The sequence below is a fragment of the Pseudacidobacterium ailaaui genome, assembly GCF_000688455.1.
Classification (GTDB): domain Bacteria; phylum Acidobacteriota; class Terriglobia; order Terriglobales; family Acidobacteriaceae; genus Pseudacidobacterium; species Pseudacidobacterium ailaaui.
Window position 1 is genome coordinate 1,337,323 of the sequence record NZ_JIAL01000001.1, and the last position, 17,674, is coordinate 1,354,996.

18 protein-coding genes are annotated in these 17,674 nt (G+C 58.0%); 13 read left to right on the forward strand and 5 right to left on the reverse strand.

Annotated features, from left to right (window positions below; translation table 11 throughout):
- Positions 1-51: 51 nt before the first annotated feature.
- A complete protein-coding gene (locus N655_RS0105845; RefSeq protein WP_026443858.1) occupies positions 52-642 on the reverse strand; it encodes a cation diffusion facilitator family transporter in 591 nt (196 codons plus the stop codon).
- A 24-nt stretch (positions 643-666) separates the two neighbouring features.
- On the opposite strand from N655_RS0105845, the gene N655_RS0105850 reads away from it, so the two are divergent.
- Together N655_RS0105850 and N655_RS17570 are read left to right on the forward strand one after the other, a co-directional pair.
- Positions 667-1,539, forward strand: a complete 873-nt coding sequence (locus N655_RS0105850; protein WP_155987520.1) for a CPBP family intramembrane glutamic endopeptidase — start codon at positions 667-669, stop codon at positions 1,537-1,539.
- Between the two features lie 35 nt (positions 1,540-1,574).
- Positions 1,575-2,189 carry a Maf family protein gene (locus N655_RS17570; RefSeq protein WP_044934073.1) on the forward strand — a complete coding sequence of 205 codons (615 nt, stop codon included), beginning with the start codon at positions 1,575-1,577 and terminating at the stop codon, positions 2,187-2,189.
- A 51-nt stretch (positions 2,190-2,240) separates the two neighbouring features.
- On the opposite strand, the gene N655_RS0105860 is transcribed toward N655_RS17570, so the two are convergent.
- Positions 2,241-3,500, reverse strand: a complete 1,260-nt coding sequence (locus tag N655_RS0105860; RefSeq protein ID WP_202900320.1) for a DUF2264 domain-containing protein — start codon at positions 3,498-3,500, stop codon at positions 2,241-2,243.
- Positions 3,501-3,595: 95 nt separating this feature from the next.
- Positions 3,596-4,525, reverse strand: coding sequence for an EamA family transporter (locus N655_RS17575; protein WP_049961282.1), 930 nt, complete (start codon positions 4,523-4,525; stop codon positions 3,596-3,598).
- A 487-nt stretch (positions 4,526-5,012) separates the two neighbouring features.
- Here N655_RS17575 and N655_RS0105875 point away from each other — a divergent pair, with 487 nt between their 5' ends.
- Positions 5,013-5,873, forward strand: coding sequence for a mechanosensitive ion channel family protein (locus N655_RS0105875; protein WP_026442234.1), 861 nt, complete (start codon positions 5,013-5,015; stop codon positions 5,871-5,873).
- Positions 5,870-6,409 (forward strand): RNA polymerase sigma factor, encoded by a 540-nt coding sequence (locus N655_RS0105880; protein WP_026442235.1) that lies wholly within the window; start codon positions 5,870-5,872, stop codon positions 6,407-6,409. Before N655_RS0105875 ends, N655_RS0105880 begins: the two co-directional genes overlap by 4 nt.
- 78 nt (positions 6,410-6,487) lie before the next feature.
- Here the strand turns inward: N655_RS0105880 and N655_RS0105885 are convergent, their stop codons facing one another.
- On the reverse strand, positions 6,488-7,675 hold the full coding sequence (locus N655_RS0105885) for an acetyl-CoA C-acetyltransferase (RefSeq protein ID WP_490327958.1): 1,188 nt from the start codon (positions 7,673-7,675) through the stop codon (positions 6,488-6,490).
- A gap of 1,098 nt (positions 7,676-8,773) precedes the next feature.
- On the opposite strand from N655_RS0105885, the gene N655_RS0105900 reads away from it, so the two are divergent.
- From N655_RS0105900 to N655_RS17580, 6 genes are all read left to right on the forward strand, one after another.
- Positions 8,774-8,959, forward strand: coding sequence for a hypothetical protein (locus tag N655_RS0105900; RefSeq protein WP_026442238.1), 186 nt, complete (start codon positions 8,774-8,776; stop codon positions 8,957-8,959).
- A gap of 109 nt (positions 8,960-9,068) precedes the next feature.
- Positions 9,069-9,884 carry a hypothetical protein gene (locus N655_RS0105905; protein WP_155987521.1) on the forward strand — a complete coding sequence of 272 codons (816 nt, stop codon included), beginning with the start codon at positions 9,069-9,071 and terminating at the stop codon, positions 9,882-9,884.
- Positions 9,881-10,903 (forward strand): radical SAM protein, encoded by a 1,023-nt coding sequence (locus N655_RS0105910; protein WP_026442240.1) that lies wholly within the window; start codon positions 9,881-9,883, stop codon positions 10,901-10,903. The genes N655_RS0105905 and N655_RS0105910 overlap by 4 nt, the downstream gene beginning before the upstream one ends.
- A gap of 12 nt (positions 10,904-10,915) precedes the next feature.
- On the forward strand, positions 10,916-11,197 hold the full coding sequence (locus tag N655_RS0105915) for a PqqD family protein (RefSeq protein WP_026442241.1): 282 nt from the start codon (positions 10,916-10,918) through the stop codon (positions 11,195-11,197).
- 11 nt (positions 11,198-11,208) lie between these two features.
- Entirely contained in the window at positions 11,209-12,369 is a 1,161-nt protein-coding gene (locus N655_RS0105920) for a nucleotidyltransferase domain-containing protein (RefSeq protein WP_026442242.1), read from the forward strand.
- 11 nt (positions 12,370-12,380) lie between these two features.
- On the forward strand, positions 12,381-12,869 hold the full coding sequence (locus N655_RS17580) for a lasso peptide biosynthesis B2 protein (RefSeq protein WP_049961283.1): 489 nt from the start codon (positions 12,381-12,383) through the stop codon (positions 12,867-12,869).
- Here the strand turns inward: N655_RS17580 and N655_RS0105930 are convergent.
- The gene (locus tag N655_RS0105930) at positions 12,866-13,603 is read right to left on the reverse strand and encodes a hypothetical protein (RefSeq protein WP_026442243.1); all 738 of its coding nucleotides are present in this window, start codon (positions 13,601-13,603) and stop codon (positions 12,866-12,868) included. The two genes, N655_RS17580 and N655_RS0105930, sit on opposite strands and share 4 nt — an antisense overlap.
- A gap of 52 nt (positions 13,604-13,655) precedes the next feature.
- Between N655_RS0105930 and N655_RS17585 the strand changes: the two genes are divergently transcribed.
- The 3 genes from N655_RS17585 to N655_RS0105945 all read left to right on the forward strand — a co-directional run bounded on the left by N655_RS17585 (position 13,656) and on the right by N655_RS0105945 (position 17,534).
- On the forward strand, positions 13,656-13,877 hold the full coding sequence (locus N655_RS17585) for a hypothetical protein (protein ID WP_162173507.1): 222 nt from the start codon (positions 13,656-13,658) through the stop codon (positions 13,875-13,877).
- A gap of 4 nt (positions 13,878-13,881) precedes the next feature.
- Positions 13,882-14,796: a Kdo hydroxylase family protein gene (locus N655_RS0105940; RefSeq protein ID WP_026442244.1), complete on the forward strand. Its 915-nt coding sequence runs from the start codon at positions 13,882-13,884 to the stop codon at positions 14,794-14,796.
- A 287-nt stretch (positions 14,797-15,083) separates the two neighbouring features.
- Positions 15,084-17,534: a TonB-dependent siderophore receptor gene (locus N655_RS0105945; RefSeq protein WP_026442245.1), complete on the forward strand. Its 2,451-nt coding sequence runs from the start codon at positions 15,084-15,086 to the stop codon at positions 17,532-17,534.
- The last annotated feature ends 140 nt before the right edge of the window (positions 17,535-17,674 follow it).

Genomic DNA, 17,674 nt, shown 5'->3' on the forward strand with positions numbered 1-17,674 from the left:
CGGCCGGCAGCAGCAGAAGCCGGATTCCCGAGGAGAGGCCCCACCCTGCCCTTATCCGCAGCAGCACTTTCCCCGGCGCGTCTCCCTGGCCTCAACGAGTACCAGAGGCACCAGCAGAAGCGCCGCGGCGGAGTCGGCCCAGGCCAGGCCCCAAAGGGCATTCAGGACCAAACCAGCCAGGGCAATCCATGCCAGAGATCCACATACCGAGCTCTGCGCAGCATCGGCCCGCAGGGAAGCACTCCCTGCTTTTGCAGCAAGAGCACGCTTTTTACGGCCCAGCCAGGGCATGACTGCGGCAGAAGCAGCCAGCAGGGCCATTCCTGCCCAGGAAGGCCGAGCGTGGGGAACGACTCCAGCCAGGGCAGCCATAGAACTGACCACGATAAAGACCGCCAGCAGAGAGAGAAGGGCTGCGGCCCGCCGTGCTGTCCGGTCCTCCTCATGTTCTCCCAGATAGAAGCGGCGCAGAACGATGGCCGCCGATAAGAGCTCGATGGCGCTGTCGCCCCCAAAGGCCAGCAGCGCGATGCTTTTCGCCTTCAGGCCAGAGGCCAGGGCCATACCAAATTCAAGGATCATCCAGGCCAGCGTCATCCATTGCAGGCGCAGCACAGCTGCCCGGGCAGAGAGGGCCTTCATGCAGCTGATTCTATACTTGAGCACGTGGACGCATGGACGGTCATGGCTGCCGGGCTGGCGCTGGTCCCCCTTTTGGGCATGGGCCTCTGGCAAAATGGGATGCGACGCTTTGTCCGGCAGCTTCCTCCGCTGGCTCGTCTGCTGTTCCCGGCGGTGTTTGTCCTACCCTATCTGCTGGTCACCCTGCCGCGGCACTGCTTTCATATCTGGTGGTTCCTGCTCTATACAGAACTGCCCGTCGCCGTTGGGCTCCTTCTGGCACTTGCTGCGCATCTGGATCCCGAGCAGAAAGGGCACTGGCTGGATGCTACCGTGCTTCTCTCTCTGGGGCTGGCCGCCGACCTGCGCTGGTTTGAAGCCGCATGGCCGCCCCGGCTTGTCGCCATGAATAAGCTGCTCCTGCTGGATGCCGGCCTTTATGGCTTCCATCTTGTCCGTTGCCTGCATGGTACTGGTCTTGATCTGCGCTGGCGGCTTTCAGACTGGAAGACCGGTATCCGGGAATTTTGCTTCTACGCACCGATGGCCATCCTCATGGGGCTGGCCATCGGCTTCCTGCACCTGCATCGTCAACCAGAACGTCCCTGGCTACTCCCCCTCGCCTGCATCTACACCTACCTTCTGATTGCTCTCCCGGAAGAGATCTTCTTTCGCGGCTGGATCCAGAACCTGCTGGAGCGCAGGACCGGACGAACAACGGCGCTGATGCTGACGGCAGCACTATTCGGACTGTCCCACTTCAACAAACGCGCGGCTCACTTCAACTGGCGCTATGTCCTGCTGGCAGCACTGGCCGGTGTGTTTTATGGACGCGCCTGGCGGGCCAGACGCCGCATTCCAGCCTCAGCCATCACTCATGCTCTCGTCGATGCGGTGTGGGGAGCATTTTTACAGTGATGCCAGATGGCCGCACAATCTCTTAAGCTAAAAACATGCTTGTTCTTGCTTCTGCATCGCCGCGCCGCCGTGAACTGCTGGCGCAGGCCGGCTTTTCGTTTACCGTACGTCCCTCCGCCATACCGGAGGAAATGCAGCCCGGAGAAAACCCGATTGCTTTCGCCATGCGCCTGGCCCGCGAAAAGGCCGACGCTGTGTTTAACGATCAAGCTGCCACCGAGACCCCAGAGGACCCTCTGCTCGTGCTGGGTGCAGATACGGTCGTCATTTCACCGTCCGGGGAGGTCCTGGGCAAACCTCTTGATGCCCAGGATGCTGCCCGCATGTTGCGCGCGCTTTCCGGTGCAACCCATGCGGTCGTGACTGGCGTTGCCCTGGTTTCACGTCTGGGAGCAGAAGTCGCCTCCGAGCTGACGTATGTGACAATGCAGACGCTCTCAGACAAGGAAATTGCCGCCTATATCGAAACGGGAGAGCCGATGGACAAGGCCGGCGCTTATGGCATCCAGGGGCGGGCCGCAGCTTGGATTCCGCGCATCCATGGCTGCTATTTCAATGTGGTCGGTCTGCCCCTGGCGCTGGTCGCGGCCATGCTGGAGGGCATACGGGACCGCTTGCGTGTGGAGACGGCACTCCTGGTCCGTCCCTAAAAATCCTCCCTTCTCCTCCGTCCTGTCCAGGACGTCTCCCGACCAAGGTCCCTAAGGGACTGCAGTAGGCCCATCGGTCATTGCATGGTCCGCCGGCACGTCCTCTCCAGACCAGATCCGCTTCTGTGTCCATGGGCGGGCTGGCGCCGTCCAGAAGGGGTCGGTGGGAGGCAGGCCGAGATGGAGCAGTCCCACCATACACAGATAAAGGCTTCCCGTAGAGATATATTTTTCGCCCAATTCCGGCTGGTGGCCAACCGCCCCGATCTGGAGCCACCCGTGCGCATCAAATGTGCCCGGCGCTTCGATCATCCTGCGGACCACAGCGGTCAGCGCCGAACGCACCGCTCCGGGATCCAGCGGGGCAGGGAGCTGGTGGAGCAAAGCCATTTCTGAGAGTGTCTGGAATGCACCGAAACGATAAGCGCTGGAGCGTCCCATCACTGGAAAGGTAGCATCGGGAGCAATCAAACGTTCCTGAATGACCGCATAGCGCTGCGCCCGTTCGAGCTCCACCGGATAGAGCCTGCCCAGCGGGTGCTGCTTTTCCGCACAGATGCGCAATACCGCGAGCAACATGGGATGGATGACATAGCTGTTGTAGTAGTCCCAATGGAAATGCGCGCCATCACCATACACGCCATCGCCCTTATACCACTCCATATGCTTGTGGACGGCGTATTCGATGGCGTTCTGGTTACACTCTCCGGTGAATTCCCAGAGCGCCGCTTCGATCGTTGCGCTAAAGAGCAGCCAGTTGCTCTCATAAGGATGGATCGTGCGCGTCTTTTTGAGTGCCGTGATGAGATGTGCCTTGTCGCCATCGCTCAGGTTCCCCCACAACTGCCTGGGCGCGCGCAGAAGGGCCAGTGCAAGAAAGGCTGCGTCCACTAAAGGCTGCTGGCCGTTGTCAAAGTTCATCGCGTCAGGTGAGGCAGGGTCCACGGCATGGGAAATTCCCTCGACTGCGAGCCGGATGTCATGCGCCCGCAACTTCCCCTCGGCGGTATCATCCGGTCCCAGTTCGAGCCATGGGGCCATTCCCGCCAGCAGACGACCCAGGGCCTCAAGATGTGTATAGGTGGCGCGGTCCGCCGGGCCTTCGACTGGCATGGTCTGCTTGAGCCTGTTCTCGCTGAGGGCTGTGAGCACAGGCCCGGCAATGCGCTGCATCACTGCTATCGAATCAGCGCGGTCTTCGGCCCCTGATCCGTCGGGCGGTGCGGTGCGGCTCTGGGACAATACCGAAAGCGCACAAAAGAATGCAGCCAATAGCCCGCACATGGCTGCACCAAAGCCGACTGTTCTCACGGAAGTCCCCGCAAAGTCGCGGTATCGCGTCCACCCAGCGGACCCAGCACGATCATCGTTCTGCACCTATCCAGTACTACTGGAAGCAGCGGACCTCACGCCATCATTTTTCGCGACACTGTCCTTGTGTCCGGTACAGGACGCCTTGCTCTGAGCGTGACAAGGACGCCTGCCAGCACCAGCAGCACACCCAGAAGCTGAAGCGCTGACAGGCGTTCGTCGGCCAGCAAAGCGCCAGCAATGAGTGCAATCACCGGATTGACATAGGCATAGCTGGCCACGCGGGAGGCCGGTTCATGCTCAATCAGCCACACATAGGCGGTATACGCCAGAATAGAAGCGGCAATCACCAGATAGGCCATGCAGGCCAGTATCCTGACGCGGAGAAGGACCTCTGCTCCGGGTACATGGCGCATCTCTCCTATGGCGACTGAGAGGAGCAGAAGCAAGGCCCCGCCGGTAGCCATCTGCCATCCTGCACTTGCGGTCGGTGGTTTTGGCAGAGCAAGCCGGCGCGACCACAGCGTGCCGCCTGCCCAGCAAAGCGTCCCTCCGGCCATGACAGCGATGGCCAGAGCAGAGGCGCGGCCCGCCGATGCCGTGCGCGATCCGCCAGCCAGAACAACCACTCCGGCAAACCCCAGCAGAATGCCAGCAATCGAGGGCACCGTCACCTTCTGCGTGCGCAAAAGGACCACCTCTCCGGCAAAGATCCATACCGGAATCATTGCCGAGATGACAGCAGCAATTCCGGAGGAGACCCGAACTTCTCCCCAGAACAGGGCCGCATACATGACGGTGAACATCAGGAAACCGAGTGCGCTGGCGTTGCGGATGGAGTACTTCGGGTATTGCGCTGCTCCTCGCAGATGGCTGTAGGCCACCAGCACCAGCCCGGCCAGAGTCATTCGGGACCCGGCAGCGAAGAACGGCGGCACATGGGCGACAAGGATGCGAATCGCCAGAAAGGAACCGCCCCAGAGAACATAAATTGCACCATAGGCCAGCAGCTTGCGGAGAGACATAGCTCAGGATACCGTCTCCCGTTTCTTGGAAGCGGTACCTTTTCTGTCCTCGCATACCTGTTCATCCACCAGTCGAATTCTTCAGCCTTCTGCTGACCTTAAAACCGGCCCACGCCATGATTTTTTTTTGTGACTGGATAACGAAGCCAGTCGTCCTACTGGCGGACAATTCACAACTACCGGAAATGACTGTGGACAGTTTCGCACTGCCCAGAATCTCCGGAAAGGAAGGACGCATGGCCTCTCAGCCTTTCAATGAAGATCACTTACGCAGACTGTTAGATCCAGGACACACGTTCGAGGCAAATGCTGAATCGCTGATACAGTCTACTGTCCACAGGGCACATCGGTATCTTGGGGTTCGTAACGTTCTCTCGCTGATATTTGGCCGCATCTGGCTTGCGCTTCTTGCCTTGTTTGCGCCAATGATCTCGCGACTTCACCGTCATCTCGCAGTCCAAAACACCTTCAGGAGGAATTAACTTCTATGCAAACAACCAACCAGGCTTGGCATTATCTTTCCGACCCAATTGTGGCTCTCGGTGACCGTTTCGCGGCAATTGCCCCAAATCTGCTGGGCGCACTTGTCCTTCTCCTTCTGGGATATTTGCTTGGCAAACTAACCGGCTGGATCGTACAGCGCTTTTTGCACCGATTGGGGTTTGACACCCTGGCTCAACGGGCCGGGATTCAAGAAATGCTGGAGCGGGCTGGCACACGACGCCATTCGTCTGATCTTCTTGGCGGCCTTGCCTTTGCCTTTGTATTTCTTGCCTTTACTCTATCAGCCGTGGATGCACTGGGACTGACAACTGCATCAGCAGCTGTGACTGAGATCCTACTTTTCTTCCCTCGACTCGCTGCGGCCCTTCTGTTGCTTATTCTAGGACTGGTAGTATCTCGCTGGCTGGCAAGTGGTGTGCGTAACATCGCAGACCGGGCTGGGGTGGAATATGCTTCTACATTGCAGCGCATTACAGAAGGCATCCTCATCTCTGTCGTAGTCTTGATCGCAATTGACCAGGTGGGGCTCCGCATCGCACTTCTGCATGAAGTCATTGTTGTCATTCTTCTTGCCCTCGGTTTGTCCATCGCCTTGTCCCTTGGTTTGGGGACACGTTCCTTATCTGGCGAGATGGTTTCAGGCGTGTATCTCCGTGATTTAATCCACAGCGGTGATCCCATCGAGTGGGAGAATCATCACGGCACAGTGGTCGAAGTAGGAACCGTGAAAACCACTTTACGGCTTTCGGATGGCCGCCTTCTGTCATTACCCAATTCGCGGCTCATCGCCGACCACTTGGTCATTGGGAGCGACAGGATCGAATCTGCCAGTCAGAAACTATGAACGACGGACCTGATGACCTGATACTCGTAAGACAGGCGCAGCAGGAACTCCCGTACCGGACAGCGGCCTTTGAACAGCTTATGTATCGCTATGCATCTCGTTTGCAGGCCGCTTGCCGATACTGGGTCCATAACCTTCATGACGCGGAAGACTTGGCGCAGGATATCATGCTCAAGCTCTTCTTTGAATTGCCCCGTTTTCGCGAGGAGTCCTCTTTTTCCACCTGGCTCTGGCGCATTGCCGCTAATCGCTGCATCGACCATTGCCGTAAACAAAAGCGAGAGGGAGTTACAGACTTGTCTCCTTCCGATTGCCTTCCCGGCAAGCAACGCCTCGAAAGTGAGGTATCCTCGCGCGTTGATGCAGAGCGCCTGATGGCAAAACTCGATGAATCCGAACGGATCGTGGTTACGTTGCGCATCTTTGGCGATCTTTCATTTGAAGAAATCGCTTCAGCATTACACATTGGACTCAGTGCCGCAAAAATGCGTTATTCGCGAGCACTGCAACGTCTGCGCTCCATGGTCGTTGAATAAGCCCCGTCTGGATGGGCCTATCTAACCCATCCAGACGGTCTTTGTGCGATTTACCTTTTTGGGCTTTCCCACTTTCTCCTACAGCTCAACGGCGAGGGCGACGGAATTTCCCCCACCCAGGCAAAGGGCCGCCACGCCCCGACGCGCGCCGCGCCGGGCCATCTCATAAATCAACGTCACCAGAATGCGCGCGCCGCTGGCCCCGATCGGATGTCCGATGGCCACCGAGCCGCCGTTGACGTTCACTTTGCTGTCCGGTATTCCCAGTTCGCGGGTGACGGCAATGGCCTGCACGGCAAAGGCCTCGTTCAGCTCAAAGAGGTCGACACTCTCCATGCTCCAGCCTGCTTTGGCAAGCACCTTCCGCACGCCGCTTACCGGAGCCATCATCACCCACTGCGGTTCGACCCCACTGGTGGCCTGCGCGCGGATGCGGACCATCGGTTCCAGCCCAAGGGCCTGTGCCCTGGCCGCCGACATGACGACCAGGGCCGCCGCAGCGTCATTCACTCCGGGAGCATTTCCTGCAGTCACCGTACCATCTTTCCTGAAGGCCGGCTTGAGCGCACGCAGTGCCTCAATGCTTGCATCCTCCCGCACCGACTCGTCCCGTTCAAAGACCGTAGATGTTCCATCTTTCTTCTTCGCCGGCAGCTCCACAGCAACCACCTCCGGGCGAAAGCGACCTTCCTTCCAGGCCTGTGCCGCCTTACGGTGCGAGTGCAGCGCATAAGCATCCTGCTCTTCCCGGCTGATTCCGTATTTCTCCGCTACATTCTCCGCCGTCTGGCCCATGTGGTAGTTGTTATAAACGTCCCACAGACCATCGTGAATCATGGCATCCACGACCCTGCCATCGCCCATGCGGAAGCCAGCGCGCGCCTGCGGTAAAAGATAGGGCGCATTCGTCATCGACTCCATTCCGCCGGCGACCACAATCTCTGCATTTGCCGTCTGAATCGCCTGTACCGCCAGGGCCACCGCCTTTAAGCCAGAGCCGCAGACCTTGTTGATGGTCAATGCTCCTACCGAGGAGGGTAGTCCGCCAAAGAGCGCCGCCTGCCGCGCCGGGTTTTGTCCCAGTCCCGCGGAAACCACGTTGCCCATGATGCACTCCTCCACCTGCGCAGGGTCTATTTTTGCGCGCTTTACAGCTTCGCGCACAGCAATTGCCCCCAGTTGCGTTGCGGAGAGGCCCGATAACGCACCCTGAAACTTTCCAACCGGCGTGCGCACTGCTGAGACAATCACTGCATCTTCCATCATCAAATCTCCACACCTTCCACAAATGGCGAACGGATGAAGATAGCAGACCGCCCGTGCAGCAATCAAAACCGGCCGGAAAGAATGAGCAGGACGCCGGCCTGCTGGATATAAGCAGGACAAAAGAAAGGCCTGTCTCTCTCCATGAGAAAACAGGCCTTCACAAGGATCTTGAACTCACCGGGGGGAACCAAAGGCATGGCCGAAAGTTCCACATCAGCACCAAATAGAGAAGGTGGGATGGGAAAAGGCAAAGACTGCGTGATGATTTCCTCTCGTTCTGTCTTTTCGAGAGGGAGCTGGCTCTCTCTTCCTATTTTTTCTACAGAAGAGAAATGGTCAGCAGGTGGATTCCCAGCAGCGAGAGGTTCAGCACGATGGGCAGTAAACCAGTCAGCATGGCTTTTTCTCCTTTCTTCCTGAAACAGGAATTTTTCGGTCTTACAGCACTGGGGTCGTCTCTTGACCGGCCCTCTTCCTCGGGGTCCATGGTCCAATGGAAGCACTTCGGGAAGCAGTCAAGCTGACCATGCCGGGCAGCCTGGCCCCCTTGCCCTCCCGAGGAAAATCCGGCAGCGCGGTGAAGTCGGTCTGCACAACTCCACAGAAATGGGTCCTGAGTCCTAGAGGGTCAGGGTCAGAAGAGTGATTCCGAGCAGCGTAAGAGTGATAACGATAGGCGTCATCGTATTCTCCTCCTTTCTCCCTTTTTGCAAAGGAAAATCAACTTCACCGCAAACCGAACCGGAAGAACATTGGAAAGCAATCATTAAGCAATGGTCAGGGTCAGCAGAGTGACGCCAAGCAGCGCAAGGCTAACAACGATGGGCAGCATGGACATTTCCTCCTTTCTTGCGATGTAGGGACGGGCAAGCTAGGTAACCAATTTTAGTAATATTATATTTAGTTACTTTCGCCACCATGCTTATTACCCTTTGCAATCTGTGGAAGTCAAGAAAAAACGTATCTCCAACAAAAAAATCCTGCTTTCGCTAGAGTTTTTGTTACCAGAGTAATAAAAATGAGTTTCGTATTACTTTTTTGTTGCGATAAGTAACCTGGCTGAGGTAACCTTGACCTCACCTGAAGAAAGGAGGATGTATGCATACTGTCTCTTCATATATTCCCGGCTCCTCTGAAACAGACCTCGGTAAGCCATACGCCAGACCTGAAATTGTGGAATACGGCTCTGTAGCACAGGTGACCAAAGCCAGCTGGCCCTTTGGAGTGCACGGTTTTCCTGAGCCGGAGCAGTCCAGTCTGTCCGTGGCCGTTACACTCGTCTAACTTCTGTTTTTGCTGAAGCTGTGCTTGCAGAATGCGCTATCTAGCCTTTGGTTCGTGCATAGAAAGCGATTTCGACCTAGGGCCACTGCCAACGGCGGAGAGTGCACCGGTGGTAGTGTCCCTACAGTTTTCTCGGGTCGCCGAGCTTCCTGTTCCTAGGGTCGCAAAGATCCGCACACACCGTGCGCAGGCCAGAGACATTGAGACTTTTGCTCAGGGCCACGATGTTTATCTGCAGATTGAGGGCCTGTTGCAGTTCCACCTGGAGTGGAAGCACGATGTCCTCTCCTGCGTTGCAACACCGGAGGCGAGCGACACGGTCGTCCGCTACTGGATCCTGCAACACGCTTTGCCTGTCTTTCTACTGCTGAGCGGTCGGGTGGACCTGCTCCATGCAGGTGCGGTCGTCATGGATGATTCTGTCGTGGGCTTTCTTGCTGAATCCGGCGTTGGTAAATCCACTTTAGTGGGCCATTTTCTCTCCTATGGTCATCAGCTATGTACGGATGAACATCTCGCCCTGGTCCGGGACAAAGAGGGGGCCGTGGCTCCGGCGATCCCCTATTACCGTCCGGGCAGGGACACAGAGGACCTGGGGAGATTTGTAGCTGGCTTTTCCCCTGAGCCACGCCCGTTGCGGGCCCTCTATCTGTTGCAGCCTGCCCCGGCGGAAGGCCCGGTGATGGTGGAAGAGTTGCGGGGAATAGCTGCGGCCTCTGTGCTTCTGGAATACAGCCAGTGCACCCTGGCCAATCCGAAGGTCCCTTCCTTCCGGCCCATTCTGCAGAGGCGTTTCGAGGACCTGACCCGGCTCTCTACCACCGTGCCTGTCCGGGTCTTGCGTGTGCCCAGAGCGCTCGATCGGCTTCCGGAAGTCTACCAGCACGTCTGCCAGGACCTTGGCCTGAAAGGAGCTGCGCATTGATCCGCTATGAGGTAGTCGGACTCCTTTACACCATGACCTGCCCGCTTACCTGTGCGCACTGCATCGTTGAATCGTCGCCGAAGGCCCAGGGCAAGATGAAAAAAGAGGTTGCCGAAGGCTATCTGCGGGTCATTCCTAAATACAGCGATACCGTCTGCTTCACAGGCGGAGAGCCATTTCTTTACTTCAACGAAGTGTTGGACCTTGTCCGGCAGGCCAAAGCCCTGGGCCTGAAGATCACCATGGTCTCCGGAGCAGGGTGGGTGCGCGTGGACAAGGCCGAAATTGCCCGCGAACGGGTTTCTCTGTTGAAGGAAGCAGGTTTGAACTCTCTGTGCATCAGTTGGGACGAGTACCATGAGGCCGGCGCCCCGCGAGAACAGCCCCTGCTGCTCGCTTCGCTGGCAAATGAATGCGGCCTGCAGGTCCTTGTGCGCAGCGTCATTCCCGCCACCTGCAATTATCAGGAGCAGGAAAAGGTCTTTGCCGGCATCCCGATCCACTATCAGCCGGTCAAACTGATCCAGCTTGGAGCGGCAAAAAAGCTGCCCAAAGAACAGTTTTATCAATATGACGGACTGCCCCGCGGGCGGTGCAGCGTGGTCTACTCACCCGCCATTGAGCCGGACGGCAATGTATATGCCTGCTGCGGTCCGGGAAGGTTCAGTCTTCCCTCGTCTCCGCTCATCCTGGGCAACACCAACCGGGAAGATCTGGACACCATCTTCGCCCGCGCTACAGCAGATCCTATCTTTGAGGCGCTTGCGTTGGTCGGCCCTTATGGCCTCCACGAAATTCTGAAGGACACGCCAGCGATGAAGGACCATTTTCATCCTCGGCGCCAGTACTCCAGTATCTGCGACCTCTGCATTGACATCTGCGACACGCCGGAACTGGTGGCCACGCTCCATGAGCGCATGAATGAGGCAGACTCGAAGGCCCTTCTGGTGGCCGCACGCCTTTGGTACGCGGAAAACCAGCGCCGGGAATCCTGTGGTCACGCTATTTCAAACGCCTGAGGTCAGAGATTTATGCTCGCAACCGCAAAGATCAAGGTCCCGGAAGGGGTCCTTTCCCAGTCACTCGAAAACGAAACCATTCTGCTGAATATGGACAGTGGCTTGTTCTTTGGATTGACCCCGGTTGCCAGCCGCATCTGGGCGCTGCTGGCCGCCGGACATACCCCGCTGGAGGTCCATCGGATGTTGCTGGAGGAATATCGCGTGGATCCCGCTGTCCTTGAACAGGACCTGGAAGACCTCCTGCACAGGCTGGCAGAAAAAGGTCTGATCCAGTACGTGGACGCCGCATAGAGGTCTGCGCCATGCCTCTCGATGAGTGCCGTCTTCTGCTTGCCTGCGTCCAGACTGCTTTGGGCCTTTCGCCACAAGAAGACGTATGCCTGTTGCTCGAACGGCCCTGCGACTGGGAGCGGTTCCTGGAGCTCGCAGGATGGCATGGAGTTGTGCCACTCGTCCATCTTTCTCTCAGAGAACAGGAGGCCGTACCCGCGGAGGTCCGCCAAAGACTGCACCGCTACTACACTCTGAACGCCCAGCGCTCTCTGCATCTGCTAGGGGCGCAGCTTCGCATCCACCAATGGATGACCGCGCGGGGGCTCCGCCTGGTTTCCTGGAAGGGGCCGATCATGGGAAAGCGGCTCTACGGAAACAACGCCTGGCGAGAGTCCTGCGATCTGGATTTTCTGGCCCACCCGAATGACTTTAAAAGGGTGCTCGAAGCATTCTTGCAGATGGGCTATGTTCACGGCGCTTCCCGCTGGACGGCTGAGCAGTTGTCCCGCTGGCATCAGGCCCAGCATGAAGCCAGGCTTTTCCATCCGGAAACACGTACCGCCGTCGAACTCCATGATGCCGTACTCCCGGAGTATTTTCTGCTAAAAAGGCTGAATGCGCCGGACCTGATCGTGCGTGCCCAGCCTTTGGAGGCACACGGTCATCTTCTCTGTCTCCAGCCCGAGGATGAGTTTCTTGCCCTGTGCGGGCACGGCACAAAACATAGCTGGGACCGCCTGAAGTGGATCTGTGACATAGTGCAGTTTCTGCGGACTTACGCCCATGCTCTGGATGCGCAGGCGCTGATGGACCATGCCCGGACCTATTGCTGCACAAATGTTGTGCTTCTGGGCACAGGTCTGGCCCAGGAACTTTTCCGTATCCCATTGCCACAGCCCCTTGAAAGCGCCTTGCAACGCCATCGCCTGATGCGCGGAGAGGCTGCACGGCTGGCCCAGCGCTTTCTCTCCGGAGGAATGGGCGCCGAGGATGACGCAGAGAGGTCCAGGCTGCATCTGGCCGTGATGCAGGGGCCGTTTTCTAAGGCAGGGTATCTCCTTCGCAAGCTGGTCTGGATCAACCCGGAGGTAATCCAGGATTATCGTTCGGACTGGCGCTGGCGCATTCGCTACTATTCCCGGAGGCTCCTGCACGTCACGGCCAAAGGGCTGCGGCTTATGCCGCGCTGAAGGACCGCCCTATGATTCCCCTGCAACGCATGTGGACGCTATTGCGGAAATTTCTCTCCCTACCGGGGGAAAGAAAATTGCAGCTTTTGCATTGCTGGCTGCTGCTTTGGGGCGTGCGAGGCGCTCTGCTGGTGTTGCCTTCGCAGGCCCTTCTGGCTTGGGCCAAGCGCAGCCTTCGTCCGGACCGCGTCTCCTCACCAGAAGAACGCAGGACAGAGGGCAGGAAACTTGCCGCGATGGTGGCCCGGTGCAGCCGTGCCGTGCCCGGGGCCAGATGCCTTGCCCGTGCACTCACCTTGCAGGTCCTGCTAGGCCATAGAGGACACTCCTGTGACCTGCACATCGGCGTCGCCCGCTCGCCTCGCGAAGGGTTTACTTCTCATGCCTGGATTGTGCTGGACGGCGAAGTGGTTCTGGGTGGCACCGGCGCTCCCCTCGCTTACCGTTCGATTCTGGTATCGGCCAGCAGCCGGACGCAGGCTTCCATACAGGGGTCCTAGTTGCGCCGCCGGTAGCGTATCTCAAACTCATATCCAGGATTGGGTGGAAACAGCCCGGCCACGTACCTCAGACGTTCGGCCAGGGCAGGCGCAGCCAGCAGAGGATACTCGCGCTCCCGCAGGTCCATGTAATCAAAGTCCATGGTGAGGGAAAGCATGTAAATGGCGATGACATCTGCAAAGGCCACCTCAAGAAAATAGCTCCTTGCCTTCTCATCTACAGGGCCGGGAGTGAGGGCGCGGCGGCGGTGCTCCCAGGCATCCTGGCTGGTCTCCCCGCGGACATCGCTTTGCACCTGCGCCCAGGCCAGGCTGCAAAAACCTTCCGGTACCCCGGCCTCCTCTACAAAATGACGGGCCACGTTGATAAAAAACTCAAAAGCCAGGGCAAAGCGGTCCTGCATCAGCCGCGTGGAAATGAAAATACATTCCGAGCTGCCAAAGCGGACATTGCGATGACAAATGGCGCGGTCACTCAGCTCCACCGAATACGCGGGCGCGACCAGTGCAGTATTTTCCTCACTGATGGCGAGAGGAACAAAATACCAAGCCCGCTGCTGCAGGGCCGAGGCCATCGAGGCAGGCACGGCCTGCACCATGTGCTCCAGCTCCTGCGCGGTCAGGTGGGTTTCTCCAAACTGCGTGTAGCAAAGACCATTGGGCGCCTGAAAGACCTGCGCGGTCTGCGCTACCTGATGTGCCGGCAGCAACTCAATCTGAGCGGTTTCAGCCATAGATTTACATTTATTCTAATGTGGGATGAACAACAGCAGGAATTTCGGCCTGGTGGCCAGCCTCTTACTCTCCATCTCCCTGGGTGTGGCGGCCTTCTTTGCTACTTGCTGTCTGGCGATTTTCGGCATCCTTTTTTATAACCTGGCCGGACACCGGGTAGACTTTGCAAACAGCTACAAATTCTTTGCGCTGCCCGCTGGAATCACCGTCCTGGGAATCAGTCTGGTGGTGCTTCTGGGTTCGTGGCTGCGGCGAAAATTGAGCAGGAGCTGATTCTATGGCAGTCGTTCCCATTTCCCTTGATGCCCTCTCCACACACACCCCCGAACAGGCGCGCCAGTGGTGCGCACAGCTCGAAGCCGGAGACATCCTCTATTTTCCCAGCACGCCCGTCCCGTTACCTCACGATGAAATCGACTTCTTGCTCGGCCAGCAGCAGACCGACAGCTCGCTGCATAAAAATATTGCCTACAAACCAAATCTGGACAAGCTAAGCGGTGTCGACACCAGTACCGCCGACGCGCAGGCCGTGAAACGCCTGCAGGAGGTCATGCGGCAATACTCGCAGCGCGTCACCGGCTTTCTGACACAGTTCCTCTCTCCTTACCAGTCCCGCTGGCAACTGGATTACGCCAGCTTCCGTCCGCAGGAAGAAGAAGGCCGGGACCTGCCTCTGCGCCGCCGGAATGATCTGCTGCACACCGATGCATTTCCCACCCGGCCGACCTATGGAGCACGCATTCTGCGCTTCTTTAACAACATCCATCCTTCGCGTACGCGTGACTGGGTCGTGAGCGATCCCTTTGCCGCCATCGTCAGACAGTTCGTCCCCCAACAGATTGCCCCGCGAAAAGATGGGCCTTTGGGCCGTTCGGCGAAGGTCCTGGGTCGAGCAATCGGACTGGGCGCCGCCATCCCATCGCTCAAACGCTCCCCTTATGACGACTTCATGATGCGCTTCCACAATTTCCTCAAAGAAAACTCGCGCTTTCAGGCCGAATGCCCGAAATACTCCTTCCATTTCCCCCCTGGTTCAAGCTGGATGGTCTACACCGATACCGTCCCCCATGCCGTGCTGGCCGGCCAATACGCTCTGGAGCAGACCTTTCTGGTAAAGCCGGAGGCCCTGGTCCGGCCGGAGATCTCCCCGCTCCGACTGCTGGAAGAGATCGCAGAGAGTCGGCTGGTGTAGCCGCCCTCAAGGCCCTCGGCTCCCTCCAGAAAAATCGTCTGGACCCGTCTAGCCAGGAGGAAGGATTCTGTATTAATCTAAATACGACTGATTTAGTCTTAATTTAAACCTCATCCCATCCATCTCTTAGGGATGCCTAAGGTCCGCGTGAAGCGGAAAGAATGAAGGCCCCCGCGGCAGTCTTTTGGCGAAGCACCGCGGAGGCCGGAGATCGACAACCCGAAGGCTGACGACTGTCTTTACTTTAGACCAGCCGGGCGCCTTCGGAAAGGAAAGGTGCCTGACTCATGAATTTTCGCTCTTTTCAGCTTGCCTCCATACGATTTGCCCTTTGGCTGCCGGTAGGATTTCTGCTTTGTCTGCTTTCCTGCTTTTTGCTGGCCGCGGCGCAGTGTGCCCAGGCACAGGGGCCCATGCCTGACACTTCTGTGGACGGAGCTTCAGCTCCGTGCACCGCTGAGGCCGGGGGACCTTCCCGAAGACTTTACGGGATGGTGACGGACCCATCAGGTGCGGGGGTGCCCCATGCCCAGATTGTTCTTGACTGCGGCAGTCTTCACATCACGGCTGCGGCCGACGCTACCGGGGCCTACTCGGTGCTGGCGCCCGCGGGCCGCTATCAGTTTTCTGCTGAAGCGCCCAACTTCGAGGTACTGCATCAGACGGTAACCATCGCGGACACGTCTGCGGGCACAGAAATGAATCCGGTACTGCAGCTTGGCCAGATGAAAAGCTCTGTCATCGTAACGGCCGGCAATGAATACGCGACAACAGCGACCAGCAGCGGCACGAAGACTGAGCTGCCGCTCAATGAAATTCCCCAGGCCATTACGGTCATCAACCGCGACCTGATGAACTCGCAGGATGTGGTCAAGCTCGATGACGCGCTTCGAAATGTCGCTGGAGTGATGCCGGGAGGTTATTACGATGGATGGGACTATTACCGGATCCGGGGCTTCGACGCCTCCTTTAACACCTATGTGGATGGCCTTCGTGGCGGCAATGGAATGATGGAGGAGACCTGGGGGCTGGAATCCATCGAAGTGCTGAAAGGGCCTTCCTCCGCGCTCTATGGACAAAGTGTGCTGGGTGGACTGGTGAATCTGGTCACTCGCAAGCCGGTACCGGAAAGCTTTGCTCATGTCCAGGTCACCGGCGGGTCCTTCAACTTTGTGGACCCTGCTATCGACGCCGGAATGCCGCTGAACACTTCCCGCACCTTGTACGGCCGCATGGTTGCGCTCTATCATTCTGCCGACACATTTGTGGACTACACCTATCGCCATCGCTATTATGTGGCCCCGTCTCTCACCTGGCATCCTTCCGCGGCCACCTACTTTACTCTTCTGGGCCGCGTGGAGCGGGACAATGGCCGGCAGCCCATGCCCTTGCCCGCCGATGGAACGGTGCTGCCCAATCCCAACGGACCGATTCCCATCAGCCGCTACATCGGAGAACTGGAGGCCCATGCCAACCAACTGGCCCAGGCCAACCAGCAGATTGGCTACCAGTTCAGCCATCAGTTTCACGAGCATCTTTCGCTGCACCAAAATGCACGCTTTGACTGGTACCAGCAGAATTGGAACCGCATCTACTACCCGGGTTATCTGGGAGCTGACCAGCGCACCCTCTATCGCTATCCGCTCAACTGGTACGGCCTCTGGCGCGATGATGAGGTGGACACGCATCTGGATGGACATGCCAGCTTCTGGGGCATGGAACACAGCGCCCTGGTTGGCTTTGACTTCTTCCGCAGTCCCGCGACCGCCATGGGCGAATCGATTGACTTCTCTGATCTGTCTCAGTACGAGCCGCTCGACCTCTTCGCCCCCGTCTATGGGGCCAATCCGGTGCGTCCGCTGTCTCTTTACACCACATCGAATACGGTGACCCAGTATGCCGGCACCTATGTGCAGGACCATATCGCCCTTCCCGGGCGCGTGACCATCACTGGAGGGGGCCGTCTGGATTTTGCGAAAAACGAGAGTAAAGGCTCTCCGAACCAGAACAGCACCGGGCTCACTCCGCGGCTGGGGATCACCTGGCAGGCCGTACCCTCAACGGCCCTTTATGCCAGCTTCAGCAAGTCTTTTCTGCCGCAATCCGGACAGGTATACAACGGGACGACAAGCGGCGCCTATCTGCCACCAGAGCGTGGCCAACAGTGGGAGGGAGGCCTGAAATCTTCTTTCTGGGACGGGAAGGCCCTGGCTACAATCGCGGTCTTCCAGCTCAACCGAAACAATGTCTCTACCACGGACCCGTCGCATCCGAACTTTTATCTTGTCACCGGTGAGCAGCGCAGCCGGGGCGTGGAATTTGAGGCCACACTCCACCCACTCACAGGCTGGAACCTCACCACAGCTTACTCCTACACAAATGCCGAGGTCCTGCATGATACAACCATCCCAGCGGGCACCCCGACCCTCAATGCACCCAGAAACATCTTCAATGTCTGGACAACGTATGAAATTCCGCGCGGATTCTTGCACGGTCTGCTCTTTGGCGTAGGCGGCCAGCACTACACTGACCAGGCCGGCGACCTGGAGAACAGCTTCCAGCTTCCCGGATATGGGCTGCTCAATGCATCCCTCAGCTATCATCATGGTCCGATGCAATGGCAAGTAAATGCGAACAACCTGACCGACAAGCGTTACTTCAGCGGATCATACAATGATCTTTACGTGAAGCCGGGTGAACCCCGCACCCTTCGCGGGACCATCTCCTGGAACTTCTGATTCCGAGAAACCCTGACCGCCACAGGAGCCGAGCGCCCTCCCCTTCGCGGGAGGAGCACTCTGCTCCTGTTTGTGTTTTTCGCCGCGGCCCTCATGCCCGGGCGATTTGCATCCGTGTAACATGTCCGTGTAAAACAACT